The following is a 25,612-nucleotide window of genomic DNA, read 5'->3' on the forward strand; positions in this document are numbered from 1 at the left end:
CTGAAAAATGTCACGCTTCAACGATTGCGCACTTGGGAGTCTGTTTTGTTAAGAGACAACATGAACACCACCATTCAACAGCTAAATAGGGATCTTGTATGAGTTCCGCAATAGCCGGCGCAGAAACCTCCCGAAGCGGTTTTACTGCGTTGCTTAATCGCCTGCGCGCCAACCCAAAAGTTCCTATCGCCATCGCCGCTGCCGCTGCTGTGGCCATTGTTGTTGTAATGATGCTGTGGGCCAAACAGCCTACGTACAAGGTGCTGTTTAGCAACCTCAGCGATCAAGATGGCGGTTCCATCGTCACCCAATTGACTCAAATGAACATCCCTTATCAGTTCTCTGATAACGGCGGTGCTCTGCTGATCCCTGCCGACAAAGTGTATGAAACCCGTCTGAAACTGGCTGCGGCCGGCTTACCGAAAGGCGGCGCAGTCGGCTTCGAATTGATGGATCAGGAAAAGTTCGGTATCAGCCAGTTCAGTGAGCAGATTAACTATCAGCGTGCACTGGAAGGCGAACTCTCCCGCACAATCGAGACCCTCGGTCCGGTTGGCAGTGCGCGTGTTCATTTAGCGATTCCTAAACCTTCTTTGTTTGTCCGCGAACAAAAAAATCCGTCAGCCTCTGTCACCCTGAACTTACAGCCGGGCCGTGCGCTGGATGATGGCCAGATTAACGCCATCGTTTATATGGTATCGAGCAGCGTTTCGGGTTTACCCCCTGCCAACGTGACCGTTGTCGACCAAAGCGGACACCTGCTGACACAGTCTGATAACAATGGCCGTGACCTTAATGCTTCCCAGCTGAAATACGCCAACGAAGTCGAAGGCCGCCTGCAACGTCGTATTGAATCCATCCTGCAACCGGTTGTCGGTAACGGTAACGTTCACGCGCAAATCACTGCGCAAATCGATTATGCAAGCCGCGAACAAACGGATGAAAATTACCAGCCAAACGGCGCGCCGGATAAAGCTGCTGTTCGTTCCCGTCAGCTAAGCACCAGTGACCAGATTGGCGGATCTGCCGTTGGCGGCGTGCCGGGTGCATTAAGCAACCAGCCTGCACCTGCAGCAACCGCACCAGTGACTAACCCACCGGCGGCAAATAATGCCAATGCAGCGAACGGCGCAAATGGCGCAAACGCCACCGGCAATAACGCACAAAATGCTTCAACCAGCGCAAATTCTAATGTGCCGTCTAACCGCCGTCGTGATGAAACGACTAACTATGAAGTTGACCGCACCATCACCCATACGCAGCACAGCGCCGGTGCCGTACAGCGCCTGTCCGCGGCGGTGGTGGTCAACTATCAGATGGATGCAAATGGTAAAGCGCAGCCTCTGACGGATGTACAACTCAAGAAAATTGACGACCTGGTCCGTGAAGCAATGGGCTTCTCACAGGAACGCGGCGATACGCTGAACGTGGTGAATACACCGTTCAACGAAGCGGCTGATAATTCCGGTGAATTGCCGTTCTGGAAACAGCAAGCGTTCTTCGATCAGTTGATTAATGCCGGTCGCTGGTTGCTGGTACTGATTGTTGCCTGGCTGTTGTGGCGCAAGATTGTTCGTCCGATGCTGCGCAAACAGCAGGCAGAGAAAGAGGCGGCAACTGCTGCGGCGCTGGCAGCTTCACAGCCACAACCTGAAGGCAGCAAACCGGTCAAACTCAGCAACGATGAGCTGGAAAAACGTAAACGTTCACAACAGCGCGTCAGCGTCGAAGTACAGACCCAACGTGTTCAGGAGCTGGCTGATAAGGATCCACGTATCGTCGCCCTGGTTATCCGCCAATGGATGAGTACCGAACAATCATGACTATGACCGGAACCGAAAAAAGCGCCATTTTGATGATAACCCTGGGTGAAGACCGTGCGGTGGAGGTGTTCAAACACCTCTCCCCTCGTGAAGTTCAGCAAATCAGTGGAGCGATGGCCAATATCCATCAGATCTCCAACAAGCAACTGGCGGAAGTGCTGAACGAGTTCGAAGATGAATCCGAGCAGTACGCGGCACTGAGCGTCAATACCAGCGAATACCTGCGTTCGGTACTGACCAAAGCCCTGGGCGAAGAACGCGCCTCCAGCCTGCTTGAAGACATTCTGGAATCACGCGAAACCACCAGCGGCATGGAGACATTGAACTTCATGGAACCGCTGATGGCGGCCGATTTGATCCGCGACGAGCACCCGCAGATTATCGCCACTATCCTCGTCCACCTCAAACGGGGCCAGGCTGCCGATATTCTTGCCCTGTTCGACGAGCGCCTGCGCAACGACGTGATGTTGCGTATCGCGACCTTCGGGGGCGTCCAGCCAGCCGCGCTGGCAGAACTGACCGAAGTGCTGAACAACCTGCTCGACGGCCAGAACCTCAAACGTTCGAAGATGGGTGGTGTTCGTACGGCTGCGGAAATCATCAACCTGATGAAAACCCAGCAGGAAGAAGCCGTTATCGAAGCGGTTCGTGGTTACGACGGCGAGCTGGCACAGAAAATTATCGACGAGATGTTCCTGTTCGAAAACCTGGTGGACGTGGACGACCGCAGTATCCAGCGCCTGTTGCAGGAGGTCGAAGGCGAATCGTTACTGGTTGCATTGAAAGGTGCGGAACAACCGCTGCGCGACAAGTTCCTGCGCAACATGTCACAACGTGCCGCAGATATCCTGCGCGACGACCTGGCAAACCGCGGACCGATGCGTATGTCTCTGGTCGAGAACGAACAGAAAGCCATTCTCCAGACGGTTCGCCGCCTGGCAGAGTCCGGAGAAATGATGGTTGGCGGCGGCGAGGATTCCTATGTCTGATAACCCCCAGCCGGAAAAGAAAACAGCAGAAGAGCGTCATGCTGAACGAATTAACGCCCTGCCGTGGCAGCCCTGGAGACCGGGTGATCTGGCAATGCCGGTATTCACCACCCCTGATGAACCTTTGCTCACTGAAGGTGAAGAAGAGCATGACGACGGATTACCAAAACTTCAGGTAGACCAGAACGAATTGCTGAATTTGCAACGCCGCGCCGAGCAGCAGGGCCTTCAGCAAGGCCTGGAAGCCGGCCAGAAACAAGGTTATGCGGCGGGTTTTCAGCAGGGTTTGCATGAAGGGCAGCAACAGGGTTTGCAGGAAGGCCAGCAGCAACAGGCCGTTTTGACAGAACACTGGCAGCATATGGTGTCTGATTTCCAGCAAACGCTGGATGCGCTGGACAGCGTGATCGCCTCACGGCTGATGCAAATGGCGCTGACCGCTGCCAAACAGATTATCGGTCAGGCACCGATTTGTGACGGTTCTGCCCTGCTCACCCAGATCCAGCAACTGATTCAGCAGGAGCCGATGTTCAAAGGTAAACCGCAGTTGCGCGTTAACCCGGCTGACTTTGAACGTGTTGAACAACAGCTCGGCGCAAGCCTGAGCATGAACGGCTGGCGTTTATTAGCCGACAGCCAGATCCACGCCGGTGGCTGTAAAGTCAGCGCGGAAGACGGCGATATGGATGCCTCGCTGGCGACACGCTGGCATGAGCTGTGCCGTCTTGCGGCACCGGGAGATCTCTGATGACCGCCCGTCTGAGCCGCCTGCTGAAAACACTGGATGACGCGGAAAAGCGTATGGCCCGCACGCCGTCCGTTCGCCGCTACGGGCGTCTGACCCGTGCGACCGGTTTGGTCCTTGAAGCGACGGGTTTGCAGTTACCGCTGGGGGCTACCTGCCTGATTGAGCGCCATGACGGCCCGGTCGTGCAGGAAGTCGAAAGTGAAGTCGTGGGTTTCAATGGTCAGAGCCTGTTCCTGATGCCACTGGAAGAAGTGGAAGGGATTTTACCTGGTGCGCGGGTGTATGCCCGTATTTCGGCCGATGGCCATACGGCGGGTAAACAGTTACCGCTGGGCCCGCAACTGCTTGGCCGCGTGCTCGATGGCAGCGCCAAACCGCTGGATGGCTTAGCGCCACCGGATACCGGTTATCGCGCAGCACTTATTACGCCGCCGTTTAACCCGTTGCAGCGCACGCCGATCACCGACGTGCTGGATGTAGGTGTCCGCGCGATTAACGCCCTGCTGACGGTGGGTCGGGGACAACGTATGGGCCTGTTCGCAGGTTCCGGCGTCGGTAAGTCCGTCCTGCTCGGCATGATGGCCCGATATACCAAAGCAGACGTGATCGTAGTGGGCCTGATCGGTGAGCGTGGCCGCGAAGTTAAAGATTTTATCGAAAACATTTTAGGTGACGAAGGTCGTGCCCGCTCAGTGGTTATTGCTGCGCCCGCCGATGTTTCGCCGCTTTTGCGTATGCAGGGTGCCGCTTACGCCACGCGCATCGCCGAAGATTTTCGCGATCGCGGCCAGCATGTTTTGCTGATTATGGATTCCCTGACCCGTTATGCCATGGCGCAGCGTGAGATAGCACTGGCGATCGGTGAACCTCCGGCCACCAAAGGGTATCCGCCTTCCGTCTTTGCCAAACTGCCTGCGCTGGTTGAACGCGCGGGTAACGGCATCAGCGGCGGCGGTTCGATTACCGCGTTTTATACCGTGCTGACCGAAGGGGATGACCAGCAGGATCCGATTGCCGACTCAGCACGCGCCATTCTTGATGGCCACATCGTGTTGTCGCGCCGTTTAGCAGAATCGGGCCATTATCCCGCTATTGATATTGAAGCCTCAATCAGCCGTGCCATGACATCGCTGATCGACGACGTCCAGTACGGTCGGGTACGTAACTTTAAGCAATTGTTGTCCAGCTACCAGCGCAACCGTGACCTGGTCAGCGTCGGCGCTTACGCCGCAGGCAGCGACCCGATGTTGGACCGTGCCATAAAGCTGTATCCGCAGATGGAGAACTTTCTCCAGCAGGACATCATGGAACGCAGCACATACGAAGACGCCTGTCTGGAACTCAATATGTTGTTCCCGGGCTAATTCATTAATAAGCAGAGGCATAAATGGAAAGTTCATCGCCGTTAATAACTCTTTGCTCTCTGGCGCAGAAAGCGCTGGATCAGGCGACCAGTCATCTGGGCCAAATCAGGCAGTCGCACCACCAGGCTGAAGAGCAGCTCACCATGCTGCTCAACTATCAGCGTGAATACCGGGAAAAGCTCAATTCCACGATGACCGGTGGGATCGCGGCAAATACCTGGCAGAACTACCAGCAGTTTATCAGCACGCTGGAAGTCGCCATCGAACAGCACCGCAAACAATTACAACATTGGGATCAGCGGCTTAATGCCGCCGTCAACCAGTGGCAGGACAAGCAGCAGCGCCTCAATGCGTACCAGACGCTGCAGTCCCGGGCCAGCGAACAGCAACGTTCGCTGGAAAACAAGCTCGATCAAAAGCAGAACGATGAGTTCGCCCAGCGCAGCGCACACAGGAAGAAACAACCATGACTCTGAATATTTTGCCTGCAGCCGTCACGACGGCAAAGACTACCGCAAGCGCGGCTTCTGGCGGTTCTTCTGCCATCGCGACATCGGCGACCGATATTGCCACGACCGGTGATACGGGCGCGGCAGCCACCCCAGCAGATTTCGCCACCCAGCTTGAAGCACAACTGGGCACGAAGGTCGATCCTAAACTGACCAGCGCGCTGGAGAAACTCAGCCAGCAAATTACAGCCAAAGGCCAGACTGTTGATGAAACAACGCTGACCCAGGCCGTGGCCGCCGCTGAAAAAAGCGGCAGCCTGACGCTCAATGACAGCGATCTCAGCAAAATGATTGCGGCGATTCAGATCCTGCCCGCCGGCAGCCTGAAAGGTGCGGATGCGACATCCGCGAAAAACACCGCCCTGAGTGATAAAGAAAAAGACGGCACCACTGACGCCAGTACAGATCTTTCTGTTCAGTCGCTGCTCGCCCAGCTGGCAGCTCAGCAGCAACCGGTTCAGCAGGTACAGACGGTTGCCGCCGCCGCGACCCAAGCCACCGGCAGCGATACTGCGCGTGCGGATAAGCAAAGCACACTGCTTGCCGGCCTGACGGCGACGGCCTCTTCACTGCTGACCGGTGACAGCAAAACAGCGGTCACAGATACCGATCCGAAAGCCGCCGTGAATACCGCAGCAGCGTCATCTCAGCATGCCAGCAGCAAAGCAGCGACCACCCCCCCCGATTTCAGCAGTGCTCTCGCCTCGATGAGCGCAGCGTCTGGTAATGCTGCCGCGTTGCAGCAGAGCGATAGCCGCACACCTGACAGCAATGCCCAGGCACTCAATCAGATCAATGCGGCGGCGGTTGCGGTATCTTCTGCACCGGTTTCAACGACGCCAACCACCACCAGCGCGGTGGCCGCACCGTCAACACCGCTGCTCAACGCACAGCTGGGTACGCCTGAATGGCAACAACAACTTGGCCAGCAGGTCATGATGTTTAACCGCCAGGGGCAACAGACCGCAGAACTGCGCCTGCATCCGCAGGATCTGGGGTCTATCCAAATCAGCATGAAGATAGAAAATAATCAGGCGCAGTTACACTTTGTTTCCGGCCACAGCGGTGTACGATCTGCGATTGAAGCCGCCATGCCTGAGCTTAAAACTGCGCTGGCAGATAACGGCATCAGCCTGGGCCAGAGCAGTGTCGGCAGTGACAGTTCACAGTGGCAGCAGGCACAGCAGCAAAACGCTCAGTCGGGTTCGCAGCAAGGTGACGCAGCGAGCTGGGCGGCATTCAATTCCGGCAGTGGTCTTTCTTCTGCCAGTGATGCCCTGCCGGTTCCTGCCTCTATTGCTCAGCGGATCAGTGGCAACAATAGCGTAGATATTTTCGCATAATCGTTACCTGATGTTTCAGCTCTGCCTGTAAGGCCTTAATTCAAACGGCAGAGCTGACCTTGTTTTTCCCGCCTATTCTGACTATTGAACAACAGGATAAACGGGATAATCATTGTCAGAATTGACTCAGCAGTTTGGTTGCTCCCTCGCTACTCTGCTCATACTTACAGGAAATCGCCTCATCCATGTCTGACTCTGCTCTCTCGGCGTCGCGTAAGAAAAAGCGGCCGTTAATGATGATTCTGCTGTTACTCATTACCATCGGAGCCTGTGGTGCGGCCGGTTACGCCTGGTGGATGTTGCACAAACAACAGCCTGCAACTGGAGCGCAGGCAGCACAGGTGAAAAATGATGTTCCGCCTGCAGCCCCGATTTTCCTGGCGCTGGATACTTTCACTGTCAATCTGCAAACCCCGGATAACGATCCTGACCGAGTACTGTACATCGGCCTGACATTGCGTCTGCCAGATGAACAAAATCGGGCTACTCTGACTGAGTACCTGCCAGAAGTTCGCAGCCGCCTGCTGTTGCTCCTGTCCCGTCAGAAAACTGCTGATTTGGCCAGCGAAACCGGGAAACAACAGCTGGTTCAGGACATCAAACAGGTTCTGGACGCGCCACTGGTCAAAGGTCAGCCACCTCAGGTGATCAACGACGTGCTTTTCACTGCTTTCATACTGCGATAAACAAATTATGGGCGACAGCATACTTTCACAGGCCGAGATCGACGCGCTGCTCAATGGTGACAGTGACAGCGCACCCGAAGGGGCGTCTCCTGCTCCCCAGACCTCCGGGTCTGGCGATGATGTAAAACCTTTTGACCCCACGACGCAGCGCCGCGTTGTTCGTGAGCGGTTACAGGCGCTGGAAATCATTAACGAGCGTTTTGCCCGTCATTTCCGTATGGGGTTATTTAACCTGTTACGCCGCAGCCCGGATATTACGGTAGGGCCGATCAAGATCCAGCCATACCATGAGTTTGCACGCAACTTACCGGTGCCGACTAACCTGAACCTGATCCACCTGAAACCTTTACGTGGTACTGCCCTGTTTGTGTTTGCACCAAGCCTGGTCTTTATCGCGGTCGATAACTTGTTTGGCGGTGACGGGCGCTTCCCGACAAAAGTCGAGGGGCGTGAATTCACCCACACCGAGCAACGCGTGATTAAGCGCATGCTGACGCTGGCACTGGATGCCTATGAAGATGCCTGGAGCGGTGTCTACAAACTGAGTGTTGAATACGTTCGTGCCGAGTTGCAGATCAAGTTCACCAACATCACCTCTTCCCCGAACGATATCGTGGTCACCACGCCGTTCCATGTGGAAATCGGTGCGCTGAGCGGTGATTTCAATATCTGTATTCCGTTTAGCATGATCGAACCTTTGCGTGAGTTACTGACCAATCCGCCGGTGGAAAACTCCCGTCATGAAGAAAGCCAGTGGCGTGAAAATCTGGTGCATCAGGTTCAGCAGTCCGAACTGGAGCTGGTCGCGAATTTCGTCGAAATCCCGCTGCGCCTGTCTCAGATTCTGAAACTGCAACCCGGCGATGTACTGCCGATTGAAAAGCCCGATCGCCTGATTGCCCACGTTGATGGCGTCCCGGTACTGACCAGTCAGTACGGTACCTTAAACGAACAATACGCCCTGCGCGTTGAACATTTGATCAACCCAATTTTAAATTCTCTAGATGAGGAACAGCCCCATGAGTGACACCAATAAACCGTCTGACGCCGGATCGGATAACGTTGACGATTTATGGGCTGATGCGTTTAACGAACAACAGTCTGCGGGTGGCGCGAAAGCGTCAACTGACGGTGTTTTCGCCGCGCTGGGTGCCCAGGACGGAGCAGGCAGTTTGCAGGATATCGATATGATCCTCGATATTCCGGTGAAACTGACTGTGGAATTAGGCCGCACAAAAATGACCATCAAAGAACTTCTGCGTCTTTCGCAGGGCTCTGTGGTGGCGCTGGACGGCCTGGCCGGTGAGCCGCTGGATATTCTGATTAATGGCTATCTGATTGCTCAGGGTGAAGTGGTTGTCGTCGCTGATAAATACGGCGTGCGTATCACCGACATCATCACACCGTCTGAACGCATGCGTCGCCTGAGCCGCTGATGAGCCAGAATGCCGCGACGGATTCTCCGTACATTTCCGGCCCGGTAAACCATGCCACCACGCAGGTATCGCCTCAGGCCATGCCTGCCGGTTCAGTCCTGACGCAAGTCAGCACCGTGCTGGGCGGCATTCTGCTGCTGATCCTGTTTATCGGCTGGGTTATTAAGCGTGCAGGTTTCGCGCCGCAGTCAAAAAATAACAAGCTGCTTAAGGTGACCGCCAGCGTTCAGGTTGGCCGCAGTGAGAAAGTGGTGATCGTTGAAGTGGACAATACCTGGCTGGTGCTGGGTGTGACGGCGCAAAACATCACCCCGCTGCATACATTAAGCGCACCTCCGGTTGAACAAACGCCGGATGCGGGCAACACAAATCATCAGCCGGCTGATTTCCGCCAGCTCATGCAAAAAATATTGAAACGTCCAGGAAAGCAGGCATGACTCTGTCCGTCGTGAACACATCGTTGAAAACTGTTCTTACCGCTGTCCGACAGCGCCCTGCCCGCCTGCTTACCCTACTGTGCCTGCCGTCGCTGTTGTTAATCAGCCCGGCTGCTTTCGCACAACTGCCTGGCATCATCAGCCAGCAGATGGCTAACGGCACGCAGAACTGGTCTTTGCCTATTCAGACTCTGGTCTTCATCACCACGCTGACGCTGCTTCCGGCGATGCTGCTGATGTGCACCAGTTTCACCCGAATTATTATCGTTCTGGGCCTGTTGCGAAATGCGCTGGGTACGCCGTCTGCACCGCCAAACCAGGTGCTGCTGGGCCTTGCCCTGTTTCTGACATTCTTCGTCATGGCACCGGTATTCGATAAAATCTACAGTGATGCCTATCAGCCGTTTACGGAAAACAAAATTACTATGCAGGATGCGATGGACAAAGGTGCCCAGCCGTTGCGCCAGTTCATGCTGCGCCAGACCCGTGAAAGTGACCTCGCGCTGTATGCACGTCTCGCGAATGTCGCACCACTGGCCGGCCCAGAGGCCGTGCCGATGCGTATTTTGCTCCCGGCATACGTCACCAGCGAGCTGAAAACTGCTTTCCAGATCGGCTTCACCGTATTCATTCCATTTATGATTATCGACCTGGTTGTCGCCAGCGTGCTGATGGCGTTGGGTATGATGATGGTTCCACCGGCATCCATCTCATTGCCTTTCAAGCTGATGTTGTTCGTGCTGGTCGACGGCTGGCAGCTGCTGTTAGGTTCGCTGGCCCAGAGTTTTTATAGTTAATTCCATCAGTAAACCTGCCTGACTTGATGGGCGTCTTGCTCCTCCCCTTCGCAGGGGAGGGAGCTAAACCATCTTCTTTATGAGAACTATGCAATGACTCCAGAATCGGTAATGGCATTGGGCAACGAAGCGATGAAAGTGGCGTTAGCCGTCGCCGCACCTTTGTTGCTCGCGGCGCTGGTCACCGGGCTTATCGTCAGCTTGTTGCAGGCGGCCACGCAGATCAACGAACAAACGCTGTCTTTTATCCCTAAAATCCTGGCTGTTGTGGCAACTATCGTGATCGCAGGCCCGTGGATGCTCAATCTGTTACTCGATTACATCCGTACGCTGTTTACTAACCTGCCGTATATCATTGGTTAATCTATGGTTTCCTTCGACAGCACGCAGTTAGCCGGATGGCTGAGTATGTATTTCTGGCCTTTGCTGCGGATTCTGGCTCTCATCAGCACAGCGCCCATTACCAGTGAAAAAACCGTACCGAACCGGGTAAAACTCGGGCTCGGCATGATGATCACGTTTCTGATCGCGCCCTCGCTGCCACCTGTCGATACCCCGATATTTTCCACACCCGCCCTGTGGCTGGCGATGCAGCAGATTATGATCGGCACTGCGCTGGGCATCACCATGCAGCTGGCGTTTGCGGCAATACGTATGGCGGGCGAAATCATGGGTTTGCAGATGGGGATTTCATTTGCAACGTTTTACGACCCCAGCAACCGCCTGAACACCCCGCTTCTGGCGCAGTTTCTGAACCTCCTGGCCGTCCTGCTTTTCCTGAGCTTCAACGCCCATCTGTGGCTGATTTCCCTGCTCGCCGACAGCTTCCATACCCTTCCCATCAGCCCGAACCCGGTAAACGCCGAAGGGTTTATGGCGGTGGCAAAAGGGGGGAGTATCGTATTCAGCAGCGGGATGATGCTGGCATTACCCATTATTACCCTGCTGCTGACGCTCAACATGGCGCTCGGGTTATTAAACCGTGTTACCCCTCAGCTTTCCGTTTTCGTCATCGGCTTCCCGCTGACGCTCAGTATCGGCATTCTGGCTATCAGCCTGATGATGCCGATGCTCGCGCCGTTCAGCGAGCATCTGTACAGTGAAATACTCGATAAACTGGTACTGATCATGAACCAGTTTGCGGCGGATTAGTTCTGTAACGTCCCTTTCTCCACAAACTGCATATCCCCGACTTTGCCAACGGTGAATTTACCGTCTTTGTCAGCGATCACCGTGACGCTGGCGTTTTGCAAAGGCGCGCGCAGGTTTTCTTCAGGCGTCATGCCTTCCAGCATCGCCATAATCGCCATACCGTGCGACACAATCAGAACGTTACCGCCGCCCTGTGCACGGGTTTTCCGGGCGATGTCATTCAGTGCGGCCTGCATTCTCGCCTTCACCTGTGCGGCATTTTCGGTGGTGTGCGAAGGGTCAACGGCGGCCAGCGTATCCATCATGTTTTTCAGGCTTATCTGCCCTTTTGACAACCCCTGCGTCAGGGACGCGAAATCCGCAAAGCCGAGTTTCTTTGCCACGGGTTCCCACATCACCGATTCATGTTCACCTTCATAGCTGCCGAAAAACGTTTCGCGCAGGCGCTCATCCTCCCCCACCGGCATTGTCTGTCCGGCTGAGGCCAGCACGATTTTTGCCGTCTGACGGGCGCGTCCTGAGTCGCTGGAATACGCGGCGACAAAAGGAATGCCTTTCAGGCCGCGCCCCAGATCTTCCGCCACGGAAACCCCGGCGGCGGTTAATGGCGTATCCGACCAGCCCTGCACGCGGTGCACCGTGTTAAACAGGGTTTTGCCGTGACGCGTGACGTAAAATGTGACGGTTCCGCTTTGCGCAGTCACCTGTACCGACGATGCCGGCACAGGTGCGGCCCGCGCAGTGATAAAGCCGAAGAGTAAAAATGCAACCAGTGTCTTCCAGAGCGTACTTTTCATCATTACTTCCTTTTATGTGTGTTAATCAAAATATATTGAATTTGTAATCCAGACGAAATTCCGCCGCAAAACTGTCAGCACTTTTAATATTCCCGTGATGATCGACAATCGGTGCGGTGCCTTTATGCTCATAAGTTCTGCCCGGCCCAATCATGGCGAAAACCGATAAGTCCTTGAGTTTTTTCGATGCCGGTTTCCACAGGGTATACACGTTGAATTCCCCTTCCTTTACCGGCTGCCCTTGAAAATCAAGAAAACCGTAATGCGTATTGATACCCAATACCACTTCCGGCGTGATGTGGTAGCCGACATCCAGCGACAATACCTTTTCCTCATCGCGCATATAATCCAGCCCGGCCGTTGTCATGGAATTAAACGTGCCGCGCGAGTTTTTACTCATATGGCGGGGATACATACCGATCCCGCCTTCTTTATTCGCATCGGTATAAGCCAGCCCGCCTTTTGTCGTCCAGCCGTTATATTTCCACGTCACGTCCGCCGCATAATGATTGGCGCGATGATCGAAATCCTTTTTGCTGTTCACCATGCTGTCCCATTTATCCAACGCCTGCGTCATATAAATCTGCACGCCGTAGGACAACGTTTTATTTTGCTTCAGGTTCAGCTCAAATCCGTTTCTACGCAAATAGTCTTCACTTTCACCGTAGAAATAAAGCGCCGCCATATTGTCAGTTTTGAACTGAACATCACCGGTATAAATGGAATCAATCTCTTTGCCATCGCTGGTCATGAAATTTACTTTATCCGGTGAATCACGGTTCAGCGATTTGGTCAGATACGCCAGCCGCAGGCGGTACGCGTCATACGTGAGGTCACCGCTCCAGCCGTTGTAGGTGTTGGGCGCGGCGCGCATTGACGTGGTCAGTACGCCCAGCTTGATGAGTTTCCAGCCGCCATAAAGATTGCCTTGAACGCCTGACTCCGAAAATTTCGCTTTACCAAAAAACTGGCCAAGTTTATTAAAACCTTTGGCCTGGCCGCCGTCGTCATACAAAATACCTCTTGACGCAAAGTTATCCGCAGCCGCCAGTTTAATCACACCATAATAAGAAGCATCCACACCTATAAAATCCGCTAAATAGCCGGACTTATAATCCAGCGCAAATCCCTGCCCCCACGCAGAATGAATATTGCGTTTATCTGTTTCACCCTCATCAAGATATTTCCATATATTGTGCGTTCCTAAATCGAGCGAGCTGTTTTTTATAAAGCGTGTTTCTGCGAGATCATCAACACCGGCGAAAACCATCGCAGGTGAACAAAGAATGCCGGTAACCAGTGCCAGAGCGTGCTTTTCCATAGCCAATTTTCCATCAGACAAAAATGTTTCAGGGTGCATTTATAAAAAGCAAAAAAAAACCTGAGCCGATATCCCCGTGAAGCGGGAAATTCAGTTCAGGTTTTGCCTGCTGATGCAGTAACAATCCGGGAGCAAACATAACGGGTTTAAAAATAAAAAACAATGCGGCAGGATGATTTAAAAAATTAAAAGAAGCTTTTGTGAATCGTATCAACTTTATCCGGTACGGTATAAAGATTTTCCGAATACTCAATGAAATTAACAGCCAGATTATTGATATTCCCATTTTGGATAAGCCGATAATACAGAAAAGTAATACTATCAGCTTATTAACTGGATTATATTTCCCGCGTCAGCAGCGCCATCACCTCGTAATGTGCGGTATGCGGGAACATGTCGAAAAGCTGGACACGGCGGATACGATAACCCGGCAACAACGCCAGATCTTTCGCCATCGTCTGCGCATTGCAACTGGAATACAAAATGGTGTCGAGTGACATCTGGCTCAGATAGTCGCACAAAGTTTTACCAATCCCGCGCCGTGGCGGATTCACCAGAACCAGATCCGGAACCTCGCCTTTCCCGGTCGCAAAGCCGGTGGAATCCAGTGCCTGAAACTCGACGTTTTTCAACCCCAGACGGCTGGCAGATTCTTTCGCACAGGCGATGGCTTCCGCGCTGATTTCGATGCCGGTCAGTTTCATCTCTGGCGTGGCGCAATGCAGGCCAAAACCGCCGACGCCGCAGAATAAATCCCACATACTGGCAATATTGCCGCGCTCCTGCACCCAGTCACGCGCGGTGGCGTAAAGCCGCTCAGCAACCTGCGGATTGGTCTGGAAGAAGCTTTGCGGGCGGATAAACAGCGGCACATGGTTAAATTCTTCTTCCAGACGTTGTACGTCCGTCAGCGATATTTCGATGTCACCTTCGAGGATTGCCATATGCACCGGCTGGATATTGGCAGATATCACGGTCAGTTGCGGCAATTGCTGTTGCAGCCACGGCAGCGCAGCGCGCAGCTGGGCAAGCTTCGTTTCTGAACGCAGAACAAAACGCAGCATCATGCCACCATCTTTCTGGCTTTCGGTCAGCAACAGGAACTTCAGTTCGCCACGCTTGCGCGCCACGTTGTACGGCGTCAGACCCGCACGGGCGATAAAGGTTTTGAGCACGGAAAAAACGGCCGGGAAACTGGCCGGATACAGCGGACATTCGCATAAATCTACCGGCGTGCCGTCGCGGTGTAACATGCCGAGCAACGGGCGCTCCACGCTGCCGCTGACCACCATTTTTGCTTTATTACGAAAGGCACTTTCCTGCCCGGTCACCGGTTCACGCCATTCCCCGACCGGCAGACCCTCCAGCAGGTTATGCAAATCCCGCTGTTTATCGGCTAGTTGTTGCGAATAAGGTGTGTCGAGCCACTGACATGAGCGGCAGGTTCCGGCGGTATAAAGTGCGCAGTGCATGAAAAAGTTCCGGTCATCGAGTACGGGGAAAATCTGGCGCGCAGTGTATCACCACGCGGCCTGAAAGGCTCATCTGCGCGAAGGGCTATTTACGTCTGGCAAAGTAGCGGCGGCTGCTGGCTGGCACGAAAAGCAGAAGCAGAACCACAATATCGGGGATTTTTTGTACCAGCAGCGCGGTGAGAAACTCGCCCTGTGTTTCGACATCAAAACGAAAAATGCGCGGCCCGAACCATTCGAAAGACGCCAGCAGCATATAACCCACGACAATCACCTGGCAGCCGATAAACGCCCTGCGCCCCCAGATGCGTGCACGCATCATCGCGTACGCTGCGCGGCATTCAGTCAGCACAATCAGCAGGCTCGCCAGCAGGATAAAACAATTCAGCCACGACTCTGCGCTGACTTCGATAAAGCTCATCAGCCCTGAAAAACCCATGGCGTCAAACAGCAAAATAAACTCAAGACAGCGCGTGGCAACAATCGCCGAGGCTGCAATCATGACGGGAACAGGGATAAATGCCAGTTTCATAAATCCGTTTGGGCTCTCCATTTACGTTCAGGGCGGAAAAATCCGCCCTGAAAATGATCTTATATTTAGCTACGTGCTGCGCGCTGGATATCCTTAATCCGCTGCTTCTCGGCTCTGGACATAAACCACCACGCAATCATACCGATGATGCCCACGACCAGCAGGATAAGCGTCGCCAGTGCGTTGATTTCCGGGTTAACGCCCATACGCACGCTGGCGAAGACCAGCATTGGCAATGTCGTGGCTCCCGGCCCGGCGACAAAACTGGCGATAACCAGATCGTCGAGTGACAGCGTAAACGCCAGCAGCCAGCCGGAAACTAACGCAGGCAGGATCATCGGCAGCGTAATGATGAAGAAAACTTTCACCGGCCCTGCACCTAAATCCATCGCAGCTTCTTCGATGGAACGATCCAGTTCACGTAATCGCGCCGACACCACCACGGCAACGTAAGCGCTACAAAACGTCACATGCGCCAGCCAGATGGTGAACATGCCGCGCTCAGCCGGCCAGCCAAAGGCGTGCCCCATCGCCACAAACAGCAGCAGCAGCGCCAGACCGGTGATCACATCGGGCATAACCAGCGGTGCGGTCAGCATAAACGCAAAACCCGTCGAACCACGAAAACGCTGGAAGCGCACCATCACGACCGCCGCCAGCGTACCGACAATCACAGCCATGGTGGCGGCCGCCGTGGCAATCGTCAGGCTCATTCCCACCGCGCTAATCATCGCAGAATCGTGGAAAAGCTGAGTATACCAGCGGGTAGACCAGCCCGCCCAGACCGTAACAAGCTTGGAGCTGTTAAACGAATAAATAACCAGCATCAGCATCGGCGCATACAAAAACGTAAAGCCGAGTACGAGAATAAGAATTCGCCACGGCGAACGAACAACCGGTAACTGATTCATTCTTTTTCTCCCAGGTCTTTATTTTGGTATTTCTGGAACCACAGGATCGGCATGATCAGCAGCAATAACATGACCACCGCCACCGCAGAGGCCACCGGCCAGTCGCGGTTGTTGAAGAATTCCTGCCACAACACGCGTCCGATCATGTTGCTGTCCGGGCCACCGAGCAGTTCAGGGATCACGTACTCGCCGACCGCAGGGATAAAGACCAGCATGGAACCCGCAATAATCCCGCCTTTGGTCAGGGGCATAATCACTTTGAAGAAGGTTTTCATTGGCCGCGCACCGAGATCGGACGCCGCTTCCACCAGCGAGTAATCCATGCGGGTCAGCGCGGTGTAAATCGGCAGGATCATAAACGGCAGATACGAATAAACAATCCCGATATACACAGCCAGATTGGTGTGCAAAATCACCAGCGGCTGATCGATGACGTGCAGCCAGAGCAGCACGTTATTCAGCACGCCGTTGTCTTTGAGAATGCCAATCCAGGCGTAAACGCGGATCAGGAATGATGTCCACGACGGCAGGATCACCAGTAACAGCAAAATGTTACGCATTGATTTGCTGCTGTGCGCCACAGCCCAGGCCAGCGGATAGCCGATAAGCAGGCACAGAATCGTGGAAATGGCGGCCACTTCCAGCGATTGCAGATAAGCATCGATGTACAGCGGATCCTGCGTTAATCCGATGTAGTTACCGATATTGAGCGCGATATCCAGCATGCCGTCTGACCAGGTGACCAGATCGGTATACGGCGGAATGGCGCGCGCCATCTCGGCAAAACTGATTTTAAAGACGATTAAAAACGGCAATAAAAACAGCAGCAGGAACCACACCAGCGGCAGCAAGATCACCAGCTTGCGACCATGACGTTGTTGCAGGCGGCCAGTCAGGGCTTTGAATCCGCCCGGAGGTTTAGCGGTTGTCACTTCAGAGATCACAGACATTGTCGTCCCCTTAAACCGTCAGCACAACACAGCTGTCGGCTTGCCAGCACAGACGCACTTCGTCGCCCCAGGTCGGCATGCCTTTGCGGAAACGGTGACCGTTTTGCAATTGCGCCGTAATCATCTGGCCGCTGTGCAATTTGACGTGATAAATCGACAGGTCACCCAGATAGGCGATGTTCACGACCTCACCCACCGCAAAGTTGCAGCCGTCTTCCGGCACCTCTTCGCAGAGCATGATTTTTTCCGGACGTAGCGCGACAAACACCGGCACACCGTCCACCACCGAAACATCCTGGTCGACTTTCAGCGGGTGCAACAGCCCCGGAGAGCTCAGCACTAACGCATCATCCAGACGTTCTTTCAGCACGCCTTCAAACACGTTCACTGAGCCGATAAATTCGGCGCTGAAGCGGCTGGTCGGGTGCTCGTAAATTTCTTCCGGCTCGCCGATCTGCACAAACTTGCCGCGGTTCATGATGGCAATACGCCCCGCCATGGTCATGGCCTCTTCCTGATCGTGTGTCACCATCACACAGGTCGCGCCGACGCGCTCAAGAATATCGACCACTTCGAGTTGCATGCGGTCACGCAATTTTTTATCCAGCGCGCCCATCGGTTCGTCGAGCAGCAATAATTTTGGCCGTTTTGCCAGGCTGCGGGCTAATGCCACGCGCTGGCGCTGACCGCCGGAAAGCTGATGCGGTTTACGTTTAGCGAATTCCTGCATGTGAACCAGCGTCAGCATTTCCGCCACGCGGCTTTTGATTTCCGCCGACGGCAGTTTGTCCTGCTTAAGCCCGAACGCGATGTTTTGTTCGACCGTCATATGCGGGAACAGCGCGTAGGACTGGAACATCATGTTGATCGGGCGCTGATACGGCGGCACCTGCGAGAGATCCACGCCATCGAGCACAATCTGCCCCTGCGTGGGCTGCTCAAAACCGGCCAGCATGCGCAAAAGTGTCGATTTCCCACAGCCGGACGCGCCGAGCAGTGCGAAAATCTCCCCTTTATAGATGGTCAGGCTGACATCATCCACGGCGGCCTGGCCGTCAAAAGACTTGGTTAAATTGCGTATCTCCAGCAAAGGCGTGAAGCCTTTCTGGGACTTAGGCTGAGGGCGGGGAATGGCGTCGTTCACTCAGAGAAATCTCCGGTATCAAAATGAAGCAGTATCAAATAAGCATAACAGTCAGGGGAAAAAGTGCCTGATCTCTATACCCAAAAGCGGCCTGGAACAAAATGCCAGCGGCCCCGCAGTGATTGTGCGGAGCCGCTGTAGTCTTCCTGACCTTTTCTAAAACGGGTACTACTTGCCGGTTTTGACTTTCGTCCACGAACGGGTGATGACACGGTCAATCTTCGGATCCTGAACTTTCAGGCTGAAGAGTTTAGCCTGCACATCTGCCGGTGGATAAATGCCCGGGTTATTGCGCACATCTTCATTCACCAGTGGCGTAGCCGCTTTGTTGCCGCTCGCGTAGTAAACGGTGTTACTGATTTGCGCGATCACTTTCGGTTCCATCAGGTAGTTGAGGAACTGATACGCTTCGTCGAGATTTTTAGCATCGGCCGGAATCGCGAAGACGTCGAAGAATGCCAGCGCGCCCTCTTTCGGAATGCTGTACGCCACGTTCACGCCGTTTTTCGCTTCTTTCGCGCGGTTAGACGCCTGCATCACATCGCCCGCCCAGCCAATCGCCACACAAATGTCGCCGTTGGCCAGATCGTTGATGTACTGGGAAGAGTGGAAATAACGAATGTTCGGACGCAGTTTCAGCAGCAGATCGTTGGCTGCGCCGGTGTAATCCGACGCTTTGGTGCTGTTCGGATCCAGGTGCAGGTAATTAAGCACAGTAGCGTAAATTTCTGCCGGTGCGTCGAGGAATGAAACACCGCAGCTTTTCAGTTTCTCTAAGTTTTCCGGTTTAAGCACCAGATCCCAGCTGTCTACCGGCGCATCTTTACCCAACACCGCTTTCACTTTATCAACGTTATAGCCGATGCCGGTAGTCGCCCAAAGATATGGAATCGCATATTTATTGCCCGGATCATGCTGCGCAACCATTTTGAGCAAGTCAGGATCGAGGTTTTTGTAGTTTGGCAGTTTGCTCTTATCCAGCGGCTGGAAAACACCGGCTGTCAGCTGGCGCTCGAGGAAACTGGCCGAAGGCACCACCAGATCAAAACCGGTGCTGCCGGCCATCAGTTTGCCTTCCAGCACTTCGTTAGAGTCAAAGACGTCGTAAACCACTTTAATGCCGGTTTCCTTCTGGAAATCTGGCACGGTGTTTGGCGCGATATAATCGGACCAGTTATAGATATGCAGCGTTTTTTCTTCCGCAGACGCTGTGACGGACGCGGCCATAACCAGACCGGCGACAACACCCGATAACCACTTTTTACGCAGGGTGAACATCCGTTACTACCTCCAAGACAGGGGAATATAAATTGAATTTGTATCACTCAAGCTGATACAAAACCTTTCACACTAAGGCCAACTGCCGTCCACGAATGTGAATAGGCATTCAACGTTGACGCATACGCTGCCTGCGAATTAACCGTTTGGTTTTACGACGTAATCACGCTTGATGCAGAGTCAGAAGCATAGCGCCTGCAACCCCTGTGTACCAGCCTCCTGAGACAAAACCGGCGTTTATCGATTATTTATGCAGATTTGCTCTATACCGTCTGGCATTTTGCCTTTTAACAAAGTGAAATATCCGGCAACACTGGCACAAATGCAGCATAACTTATGGCGAAAGAGAATAAAGGCAGCGGAGCCGCAACAGACACGGCTCGCAGGAAAGGATCTTCAGAGGGGGAAATGAATACCGGAAAATGCCCGACCGGTATTAATGTAACAATGGCACGTTCACGGCAGTGACCGGCGTACCTTCTTCATCATCATCACCCAGAAACAGCAGGTCATTGGCATGCGCTTCAAGAATAATCATCGACATTTGCTCTTCTGCCTGTTGCAGGAAGAAAGCAAACTGCTCTTCGGTGACGCCCACGGCAATGGTCAGCGACTGGCAAACAATCAGTTTAGGAAGATTGTCATCCTGAATATCAACGAATGCCTTGATGGTCAGCGAGCTGGCATTGATTGAGCTTAAATCAGCCACCAGCGGGATCAACGCCGTCGGTTTCACTTCAGCCAGCGCAGAGAATAAAATCACGTTGTCCACGATATCGAGTTTGGCATCAAAAATGCCATCAAAATTCTGCATATGCGGCAAATGGAGAGCCTGACAGGAATCACACTCGAAAAAAGAGATGCCCAGCTGATCCAGCCAGCGCCGCAGCAGCGCCAAATCAGGGACGATGAGCGAATCCATAAAATGCCTCACGAGTTCAACACAACGAAAAAAACACCCCCCTTCGTCGCATTATCAGCCTTACGAAGGGGGTCATAGCTTACGGAATATTCCCTGCCAGCGCTACGATCAATGGCCGTTTGATGCACATTAGTGCCCGAAATTAAGATTTAACCGCCAGATTTCAGACGGAATCCGGGACGCGCTCTTTGTTCGATATAGTCGATCATCATCCCGGCAATATCCAAACCCGTTGTCGTTTCAATACCTTCCAGGCCAGGCGATGCATTCACTTCCATCACCAGCGGCCCGCGGTGGGCACGTAAAATATCGACACCGGCGACGTCGAGCCCCAGAGTCTGCGCGGCTTTCACGGCAATATCTTTTTCCTGTGGTGTGATCTTCACATTCGTCGCCGTTCCGCCACGATGAAGATTCGAACGAAAATCACCCGGTTTCGCCTGACGTTCAATGGCGGCAACCACTTTGCGCCCCACCACCAGACAGCGGATATCGCGCCCTTCGGCCTCACGAATATATTCCTGCACCAAAATATGCGCATTCAGACCCCGAAAAGCGTCGATCACACTTTCCGCCGCCTGACGGGTTTCCGCCAGTACCACGCCGATCCCCTGTGTGCCTTCCACCAGTTTAACCACCAGCGGTGCGCCCCCCACCAGTGCAATCAGGTCGGAAGTATCATCGGGCGCATTGGCAAAACCGGTGATCGGCAAATCAATACCTTCACGCGCCAGAATTTGCATTGAGCGCAACTTATCGCGCGCACGGGTGATCGCGACCGATTCGTTGAGCGGAAAACTGCCCAACATTTCGAATTGCCGCAGCACTGCCGTGCCGTAAAACGTAATGGCAGAGCCGATGCGCGGGATCACTGCGTGATACTTATCCAGCTGACACCCGCGATAATGCACGCTTGGCGCAGCAGGATTGATATTCATATAGCAAGACAGAGGATCGATGATGTCGATCTCATGTCCACGGGCCTGCGCAGCCTCCTTAAGACGTTTACACGAATACAGTGATCCGTCACGGGAAAGAATTGCAATTTTCATCCGACACTCCATCGCCGTTTAGCGTGTTGCCCAACCTTGCTTGTGCAGTGCGTCCAGCATAAACGGACGCTGTTCCTTTTTCAGAGTACGTATAATCAGCGCGCTCCAGGTATCCCGGCGGGCATTACTGTCACGCTGCAGATAGTACTGGCTCAGCTCTTCGTCATATTGCGCCAGCACAGCCATGTCCACCGGCTGATAGCTGTTTTCATGCACCATTAAAGACTGCGGCATGCGCGGTTTAACCTGATGATCCTGCGCAGGTGTCCCGATGCAGAAACCAAAAAGTGGCATGACAAATTTTGGCAATTTAAGCAGAGCAACCACGTCCTCCACCTGATTACGGATGCCGCCGATAAACACGCCGCCCAGGCCCAGAGACTCTGCCGCCGTCATCGCATTTTGCGCCATCAGCGCCGTATCCACGCAGCCAAGCAGAAGTTGTTCTGCCAGGCCGAGTTCAGCTTGCGGATTGATCTGCTGATTGCGGTTGAAATCTGCACAGAAGACCCAAAATTCAGCGGCACTGGCCACATATGTTTGGCCACCCGTGTATTGCACCAGAGTTTCACGAAGAGCGGGATCGGTGACACGAATAATCGAAGAACATTGCAAAAAACTGGAAGTCGATGCGGCTTGTGCAGCAGCGATAATCGCCTCACGCTGTTCATCAGATACCGGCTGGTCGGTAAAAGCACGAACAGAACGGTGCGAGCGCAGAAGATCGATAGTCGGCGTCATTAAAAAATTCCTGAGCAGGATGAATGTAAAAACAGTTGCAGCAATCATTCATGCTGTGAGCACGGTTTGCAAGGCTTGCGATATCAATTGGTGCAACAATATATGCTGTCAGAAAATGACCGCCGGTTCATTTAGATAGGTCAAAGGTATCGGACCGACAGGTAATTCCTGCTTTTTTTTATGGTTTGTAACAGGCATAGTAGCGACATCAAAAAGGTGATGTGAGTAACAAAAATAACATTTCCCTTTCATTTATCTCGTTGGTATTAACAAAGGAGTCTCCATGTTTGCAGTAATTTTCGGGCGTCCTGGTTGTCCTTATTGCGTACGCGCTAAAGAGTTGGCTGAAAAACTGACTGAAGAACGTGATGATTTCAATTTCCGCTACATTGATATCCATGCGGAAGGCATCACGAAAGCCGACCTGGAAAAAACCGTGGGCAAACCGGTTGAAACGGTTCCACAAATTTTCCTCGATCAGAAACATATCGGCGGCTGCACTGATTTTGAAGCTTATGCGAAAGAACATCTGGCGCTGTTCAGTAACTGATTCGTAATAAAAGCAAAGATTCACACAGCCAAAAGGCGCTCACTGAGCGCCTTTTTTATTGCGTTGAAATCATCGGCTATTGCTGCCTGAATTGCCGGTACGCAATGATCAGCAGTTGTACAAGCATCGCTCCCAATACACACCAAAATATCGCGCTGGTGGCGTAAGCCACTTCCTGTACCAACGGACGGACTCGCGGATAAAACACCATGCGCAGTAAAAAGCAAAGAGGAATGGACGCCACTCCCCCCACAAAAGATGAAAATATCGCCGAACCGCGGAAAATCAGGGCAGTAATAACCCCCGGAAGTAAGAATAACAGCAGGCCATATTCCGGCCCCGGCGCGACTCTTCGATCAATAATCCAACCATTTTTTAAAAAAAGAAAAATAACCAAGAATATAATGCAACAAATTAAAGGGGCTAACACCTTTCGCCAAATTGCCATTTTACTTCCTCCTTAAAGTTGGCGAGATTTCGCGTACCGCCTGCACGGCGCGGAATGCGCTCTTTTTACCTGACAGAGCCTTACTGGCCCACTTCCCTGAGGTGTCACGCAGTCCCGCGAAACACAAAAAAAGCTTTCAGAATTTTTATACGGGCTTTTCTCTGGCTGAACAGGCGTTCTGTGACTAAAATGACGCCCGAAACGTATTTCTCACCCAGTTGCATCGGTGAAAGCCAGTGTTACTCTGGGTGGGAATATTCCGTTTCTGAATTTATCCTTTACATTCGCCCATATCAAGAATTTGTTGGTAAACAATAAGTTATCCTTGTGAATATAAACGTCGCTAGTTTGTTAAACGGGAATTACATCCTGTTATTATTTGTGGTTTTAGCATTAGGTCTCTGCCTGGGGAAAATTCGCCTGGGTTCCGTTCAGCTTGGAAATTCTATTGGCGTATTAGTAGTTTCACTGCTTTTAGGTCAGCAGCATTTCAGTATTAACACTGAGGCGCTCAACCTCGGTTTTATGCTGTTTATTTTTTGTGTGGGCGTTGAAGCCGGGCCAAACTTTTTTTCTATATTCTTCCGGGATGGCAAAAATTACTTCATGCTCGCGCTGGTGATGGTCGGTAGCGCCATGTTGCTGGCACTCGGGCTTGGGCGGTTGTTCAGCTGGGATATCGGCCTCACTGCGGGCATGCTCGCCGGTTCGATGACATCCACACCGGTTCTGGTCGGCGCAGGTGATACGCTGCGTAACACCATGAGTGGAAATAACATTCTGGGCCCTGAGCTCGATAACCTGAGCCTGGGGTATGCCCTGACCTATCTCATCGGCCTGGTCAGCCTGATCTTCGGCGCACGCTATCTGCCAAAGCTGCAGCATCAGGATCTCCCCACCAGCGCCCAGCAAATTGCGCGCGAACGGGGCCTGGACACCGACAGCAAGCGCAAAGTGTATCTTCCGGTCATCCGCGCCTACCGCGTCGGTCAGGAGCTGGTCGCCTGGGCGGATGGCAAGAACCTGCGTGAACTGGGGATCTATCGCCAGACAGGTTGTTATATCGAGCGTATCCGTCGCAACGGCATTTTGGCCACGCCCGATGGTGATGCGGTGCTACAGGTGGGCGATGAAATCTCGCTGGTCGGTTATCCGGATGCCCATTCACGCCTCGACCCGAGTTTCAGAAACGGCAAAGAAGTGTTCGACCGTGACCTGCTCGACATGCGTATCGTGACCGAAGAAGTGGTTGTAAAAAACAATCATGCCGTCGGTAAGCGCCTGAGCCAGCTAAACCTGACCGATCAGGGCTGTTTCCTTAACCGGGTGATCCGCAGCCAGATTGAAATGCCTATCGATGACAGCATCGTGCTGAACAAGGGCGATGTATTGCAGGTCAGCGGCGATGCAAAACGCGTAAAAAGCGTAGCAGAACGTATCGGCTTTATTTCCGTTCACAGCCAGCTCACCGATTTACTGGCGTTCTGCGCCTTCTTTATTGTCGGTCTGATGATTGGCCTTATCACCTTCCAGTTCAAAAACTTCAGCTTTGGCATTGGAAATGCAGCGGGTTTGCTGTTCGCCGGTATCATGCTCGGCTTCCTGCGGGCTAACCACCCGACTTTCGGGTATATCCCGCAAGGTGCGCTGAACATGGTGAAGGAATTTGGCCTGATGGTGTTTATGGCGGGTGTTGGCCTGAGTGCCGGTGCAGGCATTAATAATGGCCTCGGCGCGGTCGGGGGGCAAATGCTGCTTTCCGGTCTGATTGTCAGCCTGGTACCGGTGGTGATCTGCTTCATCTTTGGGGCATATGTTCTGCGGATGAACCGTGCGTTACTTTTCGGTGCCATCATGGGCGCACGAACTTGCGCACCCGCAATGGAAATCATCAGTGATACGGCGCGCAGCAACATTCCGGCACTAGGTTATGCAGGAACCTACGCAATTGCTAACGTATTATTGACACTTGCCGGGACCTTAATCGTCATTATCTGGCCTGGTGCGTGACGTAACTCATTGAATTTTAATGTAGCAAAAAAAAATCAATAATTTTTTTGAATTTTTGCCACATCGGACGAACTTTTAAAGCGGGTCGCAGTCTTAATTTATGCCACTGCTTTTCTTTGAAGTCCCCAAATTTGGAGAGCCCGTTAATCCCGCCTTTTTAGGTTCAAGATTATCGGGTTTTTTCTTTTCTGCTTTTAAAA

General features: G+C 53.2%; 27 protein-coding genes. 15 read left to right on the top strand and 12 right to left on the bottom strand.

Features of this window, described 5'->3' with window-relative positions; all coding sequences use genetic code 11:
• Window positions 1-98: 98 nt before the first annotated feature.
• The 13 genes from fliF (at window position 99) to fliR (ending at window position 11,284) form a co-directional block, all read left to right on the top strand.
• Window positions 99-1,823: a flagellar basal-body MS-ring/collar protein FliF gene (gene fliF, locus CWS43_RS10120; RefSeq protein WP_101076814.1), complete on the top strand. Its 1,725-nt coding sequence runs from the start codon at window positions 99-101 to the stop codon at window positions 1,821-1,823.
• A complete protein-coding gene (fliG, locus tag CWS43_RS10125; RefSeq protein WP_198555811.1) occupies window positions 1,817-2,812 on the top strand; it encodes a flagellar motor switch protein FliG in 996 nt (331 codons plus the stop codon). The genes fliF and fliG overlap by 7 nt, the downstream gene beginning before the upstream one ends.
• Window positions 2,805-3,560, top strand: a complete 756-nt coding sequence (fliH, locus tag CWS43_RS10130; protein ID WP_101076816.1) for a flagellar assembly protein FliH — start codon at window positions 2,805-2,807, stop codon at window positions 3,558-3,560. Before fliG ends, fliH begins: the two co-directional genes overlap by 8 nt.
• Window positions 3,560-4,924 carry a flagellar protein export ATPase FliI gene (gene fliI, locus CWS43_RS10135; RefSeq protein ID WP_101076817.1) on the top strand — a complete coding sequence of 455 codons (1,365 nt, stop codon included), beginning with the start codon at window positions 3,560-3,562 and terminating at the stop codon, window positions 4,922-4,924. The genes fliH and fliI overlap by 1 nt, the downstream gene beginning before the upstream one ends.
• 23 nt (window positions 4,925-4,947) lie before the next feature.
• On the top strand, window positions 4,948-5,394 hold the full coding sequence (fliJ, locus tag CWS43_RS10140) for a flagellar export protein FliJ (protein ID WP_101076818.1): 447 nt from the start codon (window positions 4,948-4,950) through the stop codon (window positions 5,392-5,394).
• Window positions 5,391-6,776: a flagellar hook-length control protein FliK gene (locus CWS43_RS10145; RefSeq protein ID WP_101076819.1), complete on the top strand. Its 1,386-nt coding sequence runs from the start codon at window positions 5,391-5,393 to the stop codon at window positions 6,774-6,776. Before fliJ ends, CWS43_RS10145 begins: the two co-directional genes overlap by 4 nt.
• Window positions 6,777-6,961: 185 nt before the next feature.
• Entirely contained in the window at window positions 6,962-7,462 is a 501-nt protein-coding gene (gene fliL, locus CWS43_RS10150) for a flagellar basal body-associated protein FliL (RefSeq protein WP_101076820.1), read from the top strand.
• A 7-nt stretch (window positions 7,463-7,469) separates the two neighbouring features.
• A complete protein-coding gene (gene fliM, locus CWS43_RS10155; protein ID WP_101076821.1) occupies window positions 7,470-8,489 on the top strand; it encodes a flagellar motor switch protein FliM in 1,020 nt (339 codons plus the stop codon).
• On the top strand, window positions 8,482-8,898 hold the full coding sequence (gene fliN / locus CWS43_RS10160) for a flagellar motor switch protein FliN (protein WP_101076822.1): 417 nt from the start codon (window positions 8,482-8,484) through the stop codon (window positions 8,896-8,898). Before fliM ends, fliN begins: the two co-directional genes overlap by 8 nt.
• Window positions 8,898-9,335 (top strand): flagellar biosynthetic protein FliO, encoded by a 438-nt coding sequence (gene fliO / locus CWS43_RS10165; protein WP_101076823.1) that lies wholly within the window; start codon window positions 8,898-8,900, stop codon window positions 9,333-9,335. Before fliN ends, fliO begins: the two co-directional genes overlap by 1 nt.
• Window positions 9,332-10,132 carry a flagellar type III secretion system pore protein FliP gene (fliP, locus tag CWS43_RS10170; protein WP_232776843.1) on the top strand — a complete coding sequence of 267 codons (801 nt, stop codon included), beginning with the start codon at window positions 9,332-9,334 and terminating at the stop codon, window positions 10,130-10,132. Before fliO ends, fliP begins: the two co-directional genes overlap by 4 nt.
• Before the next feature lie 93 nt (window positions 10,133-10,225).
• Window positions 10,226-10,495 carry a flagellar biosynthesis protein FliQ gene (fliQ, locus tag CWS43_RS10175; protein ID WP_015697566.1) on the top strand — a complete coding sequence of 90 codons (270 nt, stop codon included), beginning with the start codon at window positions 10,226-10,228 and terminating at the stop codon, window positions 10,493-10,495.
• A gap of 3 nt (window positions 10,496-10,498) precedes the next feature.
• Window positions 10,499-11,284, top strand: a complete 786-nt coding sequence (gene fliR / locus CWS43_RS10180; protein WP_101076824.1) for a flagellar biosynthetic protein FliR — start codon at window positions 10,499-10,501, stop codon at window positions 11,282-11,284.
• Here the strand turns inward: fliR and CWS43_RS10185 are convergent.
• The 11 genes from CWS43_RS10185 to nfsA all read right to left on the bottom strand — a co-directional run bounded on the left by CWS43_RS10185 (window position 11,281) and on the right by nfsA (window position 22,404).
• Window positions 11,281-12,084: a histidine phosphatase family protein gene (locus CWS43_RS10185; RefSeq protein ID WP_101076825.1), complete on the bottom strand. Its 804-nt coding sequence runs from the start codon at window positions 12,082-12,084 to the stop codon at window positions 11,281-11,283. The genes fliR and CWS43_RS10185 overlap by 4 nt on opposite strands.
• A 22-nt stretch (window positions 12,085-12,106) precedes the next feature.
• Entirely contained in the window at window positions 12,107-13,402 is a 1,296-nt protein-coding gene (locus CWS43_RS10190) for an OprD family outer membrane porin (protein WP_157825379.1), read from the bottom strand.
• A gap of 338 nt (window positions 13,403-13,740) precedes the next feature.
• Window positions 13,741-14,874, bottom strand: coding sequence for a 23S rRNA (uracil(747)-C(5))-methyltransferase RlmC (rlmC, locus tag CWS43_RS10200; protein WP_101076828.1), 1,134 nt, complete (start codon window positions 14,872-14,874; stop codon window positions 13,741-13,743).
• A gap of 85 nt (window positions 14,875-14,959) precedes the next feature.
• The gene (locus tag CWS43_RS10205; protein WP_101076829.1) at window positions 14,960-15,406 is read right to left on the bottom strand and encodes a YbjO family protein; all 447 of its coding nucleotides are present in this window, start codon (window positions 15,404-15,406) and stop codon (window positions 14,960-14,962) included.
• Between the two features lie 65 nt (window positions 15,407-15,471).
• Entirely contained in the window at window positions 15,472-16,317 is an 846-nt protein-coding gene (gene potI / locus CWS43_RS10210) for a putrescine ABC transporter permease PotI (RefSeq protein ID WP_101076830.1), read from the bottom strand.
• On the bottom strand, window positions 16,314-17,267 hold the full coding sequence (potH, locus tag CWS43_RS10215; RefSeq protein ID WP_101076831.1) for a putrescine ABC transporter permease PotH: 954 nt from the start codon (window positions 17,265-17,267) through the stop codon (window positions 16,314-16,316). The genes potI and potH overlap by 4 nt, the downstream gene beginning before the upstream one ends.
• A 10-nt stretch (window positions 17,268-17,277) precedes the next feature.
• Window positions 17,278-18,411, bottom strand: a complete 1,134-nt coding sequence (gene potG / locus CWS43_RS10220) for a putrescine ABC transporter ATP-binding subunit PotG (protein ID WP_101076832.1) — start codon at window positions 18,409-18,411, stop codon at window positions 17,278-17,280.
• A 168-nt stretch (window positions 18,412-18,579) separates the two neighbouring features.
• Window positions 18,580-19,689: a spermidine/putrescine ABC transporter substrate-binding protein PotF gene (potF, locus tag CWS43_RS10225; RefSeq protein ID WP_101076833.1), complete on the bottom strand. Its 1,110-nt coding sequence runs from the start codon at window positions 19,687-19,689 to the stop codon at window positions 18,580-18,582.
• Between the two features lie 436 nt (window positions 19,690-20,125).
• On the bottom strand, window positions 20,126-20,611 hold the full coding sequence (locus CWS43_RS10230) for a YbjN domain-containing protein (RefSeq protein ID WP_101076834.1): 486 nt from the start codon (window positions 20,609-20,611) through the stop codon (window positions 20,126-20,128).
• A gap of 149 nt (window positions 20,612-20,760) precedes the next feature.
• Entirely contained in the window at window positions 20,761-21,663 is a 903-nt protein-coding gene (gene rimK / locus CWS43_RS10235) for a 30S ribosomal protein S6--L-glutamate ligase (RefSeq protein ID WP_101076835.1), read from the bottom strand.
• Window positions 21,664-21,681: 18 nt separating this feature from the next.
• Window positions 21,682-22,404: an oxygen-insensitive NADPH nitroreductase gene (gene nfsA / locus CWS43_RS10240; RefSeq protein ID WP_101076836.1), complete on the bottom strand. Its 723-nt coding sequence runs from the start codon at window positions 22,402-22,404 to the stop codon at window positions 21,682-21,684.
• A 283-nt stretch (window positions 22,405-22,687) separates the two neighbouring features.
• On the opposite strand from nfsA, the gene CWS43_RS10245 reads away from it, so the two are divergent.
• The gene (locus CWS43_RS10245; protein ID WP_013575818.1) at window positions 22,688-22,954 is read left to right on the top strand and encodes a GrxA family glutaredoxin; all 267 of its coding nucleotides are present in this window, start codon (window positions 22,688-22,690) and stop codon (window positions 22,952-22,954) included.
• A 76-nt stretch (window positions 22,955-23,030) separates the two neighbouring features.
• Here CWS43_RS10245 and ybjM read toward each other — a convergent pair whose 3' ends face one another.
• Window positions 23,031-23,402 carry an inner membrane protein YbjM gene (gene ybjM, locus CWS43_RS10250; protein WP_101076837.1) on the bottom strand — a complete coding sequence of 124 codons (372 nt, stop codon included), beginning with the start codon at window positions 23,400-23,402 and terminating at the stop codon, window positions 23,031-23,033.
• Between the two features lie 327 nt (window positions 23,403-23,729).
• Between ybjM and CWS43_RS10255 the strand changes: the two genes are divergently transcribed.
• Window positions 23,730-25,412 (top strand): aspartate:alanine antiporter, encoded by a 1,683-nt coding sequence (locus tag CWS43_RS10255; protein WP_101076838.1) that lies wholly within the window; start codon window positions 23,730-23,732, stop codon window positions 25,410-25,412.
• Window positions 25,413-25,612: the final 200 nt, after the last annotated feature.

It is taken from the genome of Rahnella sp. AA (assembly GCF_002834385.1).
In the GTDB taxonomy this organism is placed as follows: domain Bacteria; phylum Pseudomonadota; class Gammaproteobacteria; order Enterobacterales; family Enterobacteriaceae; genus Rahnella.

Bases quoted from the DNA above. Each gene is read 5' to 3' on its own strand.
- CWS43_RS10205 (WP_101076829.1), bottom strand. From the start codon at position 15,406: ATGAAACTGGCATTTATCCCTGTTCCCGTCATGATTGCAGCCTCGGCG.
- rimK (WP_101076835.1), bottom strand. From the start codon at position 21,663: ATGAAAATTGCAATTCTTTCCCGTGACGGATCACTGTATTCGTGTAAA.
- fliR (WP_101076824.1), top strand. From the start codon at position 10,499: ATGGTTTCCTTCGACAGCACGCAGTTAGCCGGATGGCTGAGTATGTAT.
- fliO (WP_101076823.1), top strand. From the start codon at position 8,898: ATGAGCCAGAATGCCGCGACGGATTCTCCGTACATTTCCGGCCCGGTA.
- fliM (WP_101076821.1), top strand. From the start codon at position 7,470: ATGGGCGACAGCATACTTTCACAGGCCGAGATCGACGCGCTGCTCAAT.
- fliH (WP_101076816.1), top strand. From the start codon at position 2,805: ATGTCTGATAACCCCCAGCCGGAAAAGAAAACAGCAGAAGAGCGTCAT.
- potH (WP_101076831.1), bottom strand. From the start codon at position 17,267: ATGTCTGTGATCTCTGAAGTGACAACCGCTAAACCTCCGGGCGGATTC.
- CWS43_RS10245 (WP_013575818.1), top strand. From the start codon at position 22,688: ATGTTTGCAGTAATTTTCGGGCGTCCTGGTTGTCCTTATTGCGTACGC.
- CWS43_RS10190 (WP_157825379.1), bottom strand. From the start codon at position 13,402: ATGGAAAAGCACGCTCTGGCACTGGTTACCGGCATTCTTTGTTCACCT.
- CWS43_RS10185 (WP_101076825.1), bottom strand. From the start codon at position 12,084: ATGATGAAAAGTACGCTCTGGAAGACACTGGTTGCATTTTTACTCTTC.
- fliN (WP_101076822.1), top strand. From the start codon at position 8,482: ATGAGTGACACCAATAAACCGTCTGACGCCGGATCGGATAACGTTGAC.
- fliI (WP_101076817.1), top strand. From the start codon at position 3,560: ATGACCGCCCGTCTGAGCCGCCTGCTGAAAACACTGGATGACGCGGAA.
- potI (WP_101076830.1), bottom strand. From the start codon at position 16,317: ATGAATCAGTTACCGGTTGTTCGTTCGCCGTGGCGAATTCTTATTCTC.
- fliP (WP_232776843.1), top strand. From the start codon at position 9,332: ATGACTCTGTCCGTCGTGAACACATCGTTGAAAACTGTTCTTACCGCT.
- CWS43_RS10145 (WP_101076819.1), top strand. From the start codon at position 5,391: ATGACTCTGAATATTTTGCCTGCAGCCGTCACGACGGCAAAGACTACC.
- ybjM (WP_101076837.1), bottom strand. From the start codon at position 23,402: ATGGCAATTTGGCGAAAGGTGTTAGCCCCTTTAATTTGTTGCATTATA.
- fliJ (WP_101076818.1), top strand. From the start codon at position 4,948: ATGGAAAGTTCATCGCCGTTAATAACTCTTTGCTCTCTGGCGCAGAAA.
- fliL (WP_101076820.1), top strand. From the start codon at position 6,962: ATGTCTGACTCTGCTCTCTCGGCGTCGCGTAAGAAAAAGCGGCCGTTA.
- CWS43_RS10230 (WP_101076834.1), bottom strand. From the start codon at position 20,611: ATGGATTCGCTCATCGTCCCTGATTTGGCGCTGCTGCGGCGCTGGCTG.
- fliQ (WP_015697566.1), top strand. From the start codon at position 10,226: ATGACTCCAGAATCGGTAATGGCATTGGGCAACGAAGCGATGAAAGTG.
- nfsA (WP_101076836.1), bottom strand. From the start codon at position 22,404: ATGACGCCGACTATCGATCTTCTGCGCTCGCACCGTTCTGTTCGTGCT.
- potF (WP_101076833.1), bottom strand. From the start codon at position 19,689: ATGTTCACCCTGCGTAAAAAGTGGTTATCGGGTGTTGTCGCCGGTCTG.
- fliF (WP_101076814.1), top strand. From the start codon at position 99: ATGAGTTCCGCAATAGCCGGCGCAGAAACCTCCCGAAGCGGTTTTACT.
- rlmC (WP_101076828.1), bottom strand. From the start codon at position 14,874: ATGCACTGCGCACTTTATACCGCCGGAACCTGCCGCTCATGTCAGTGG.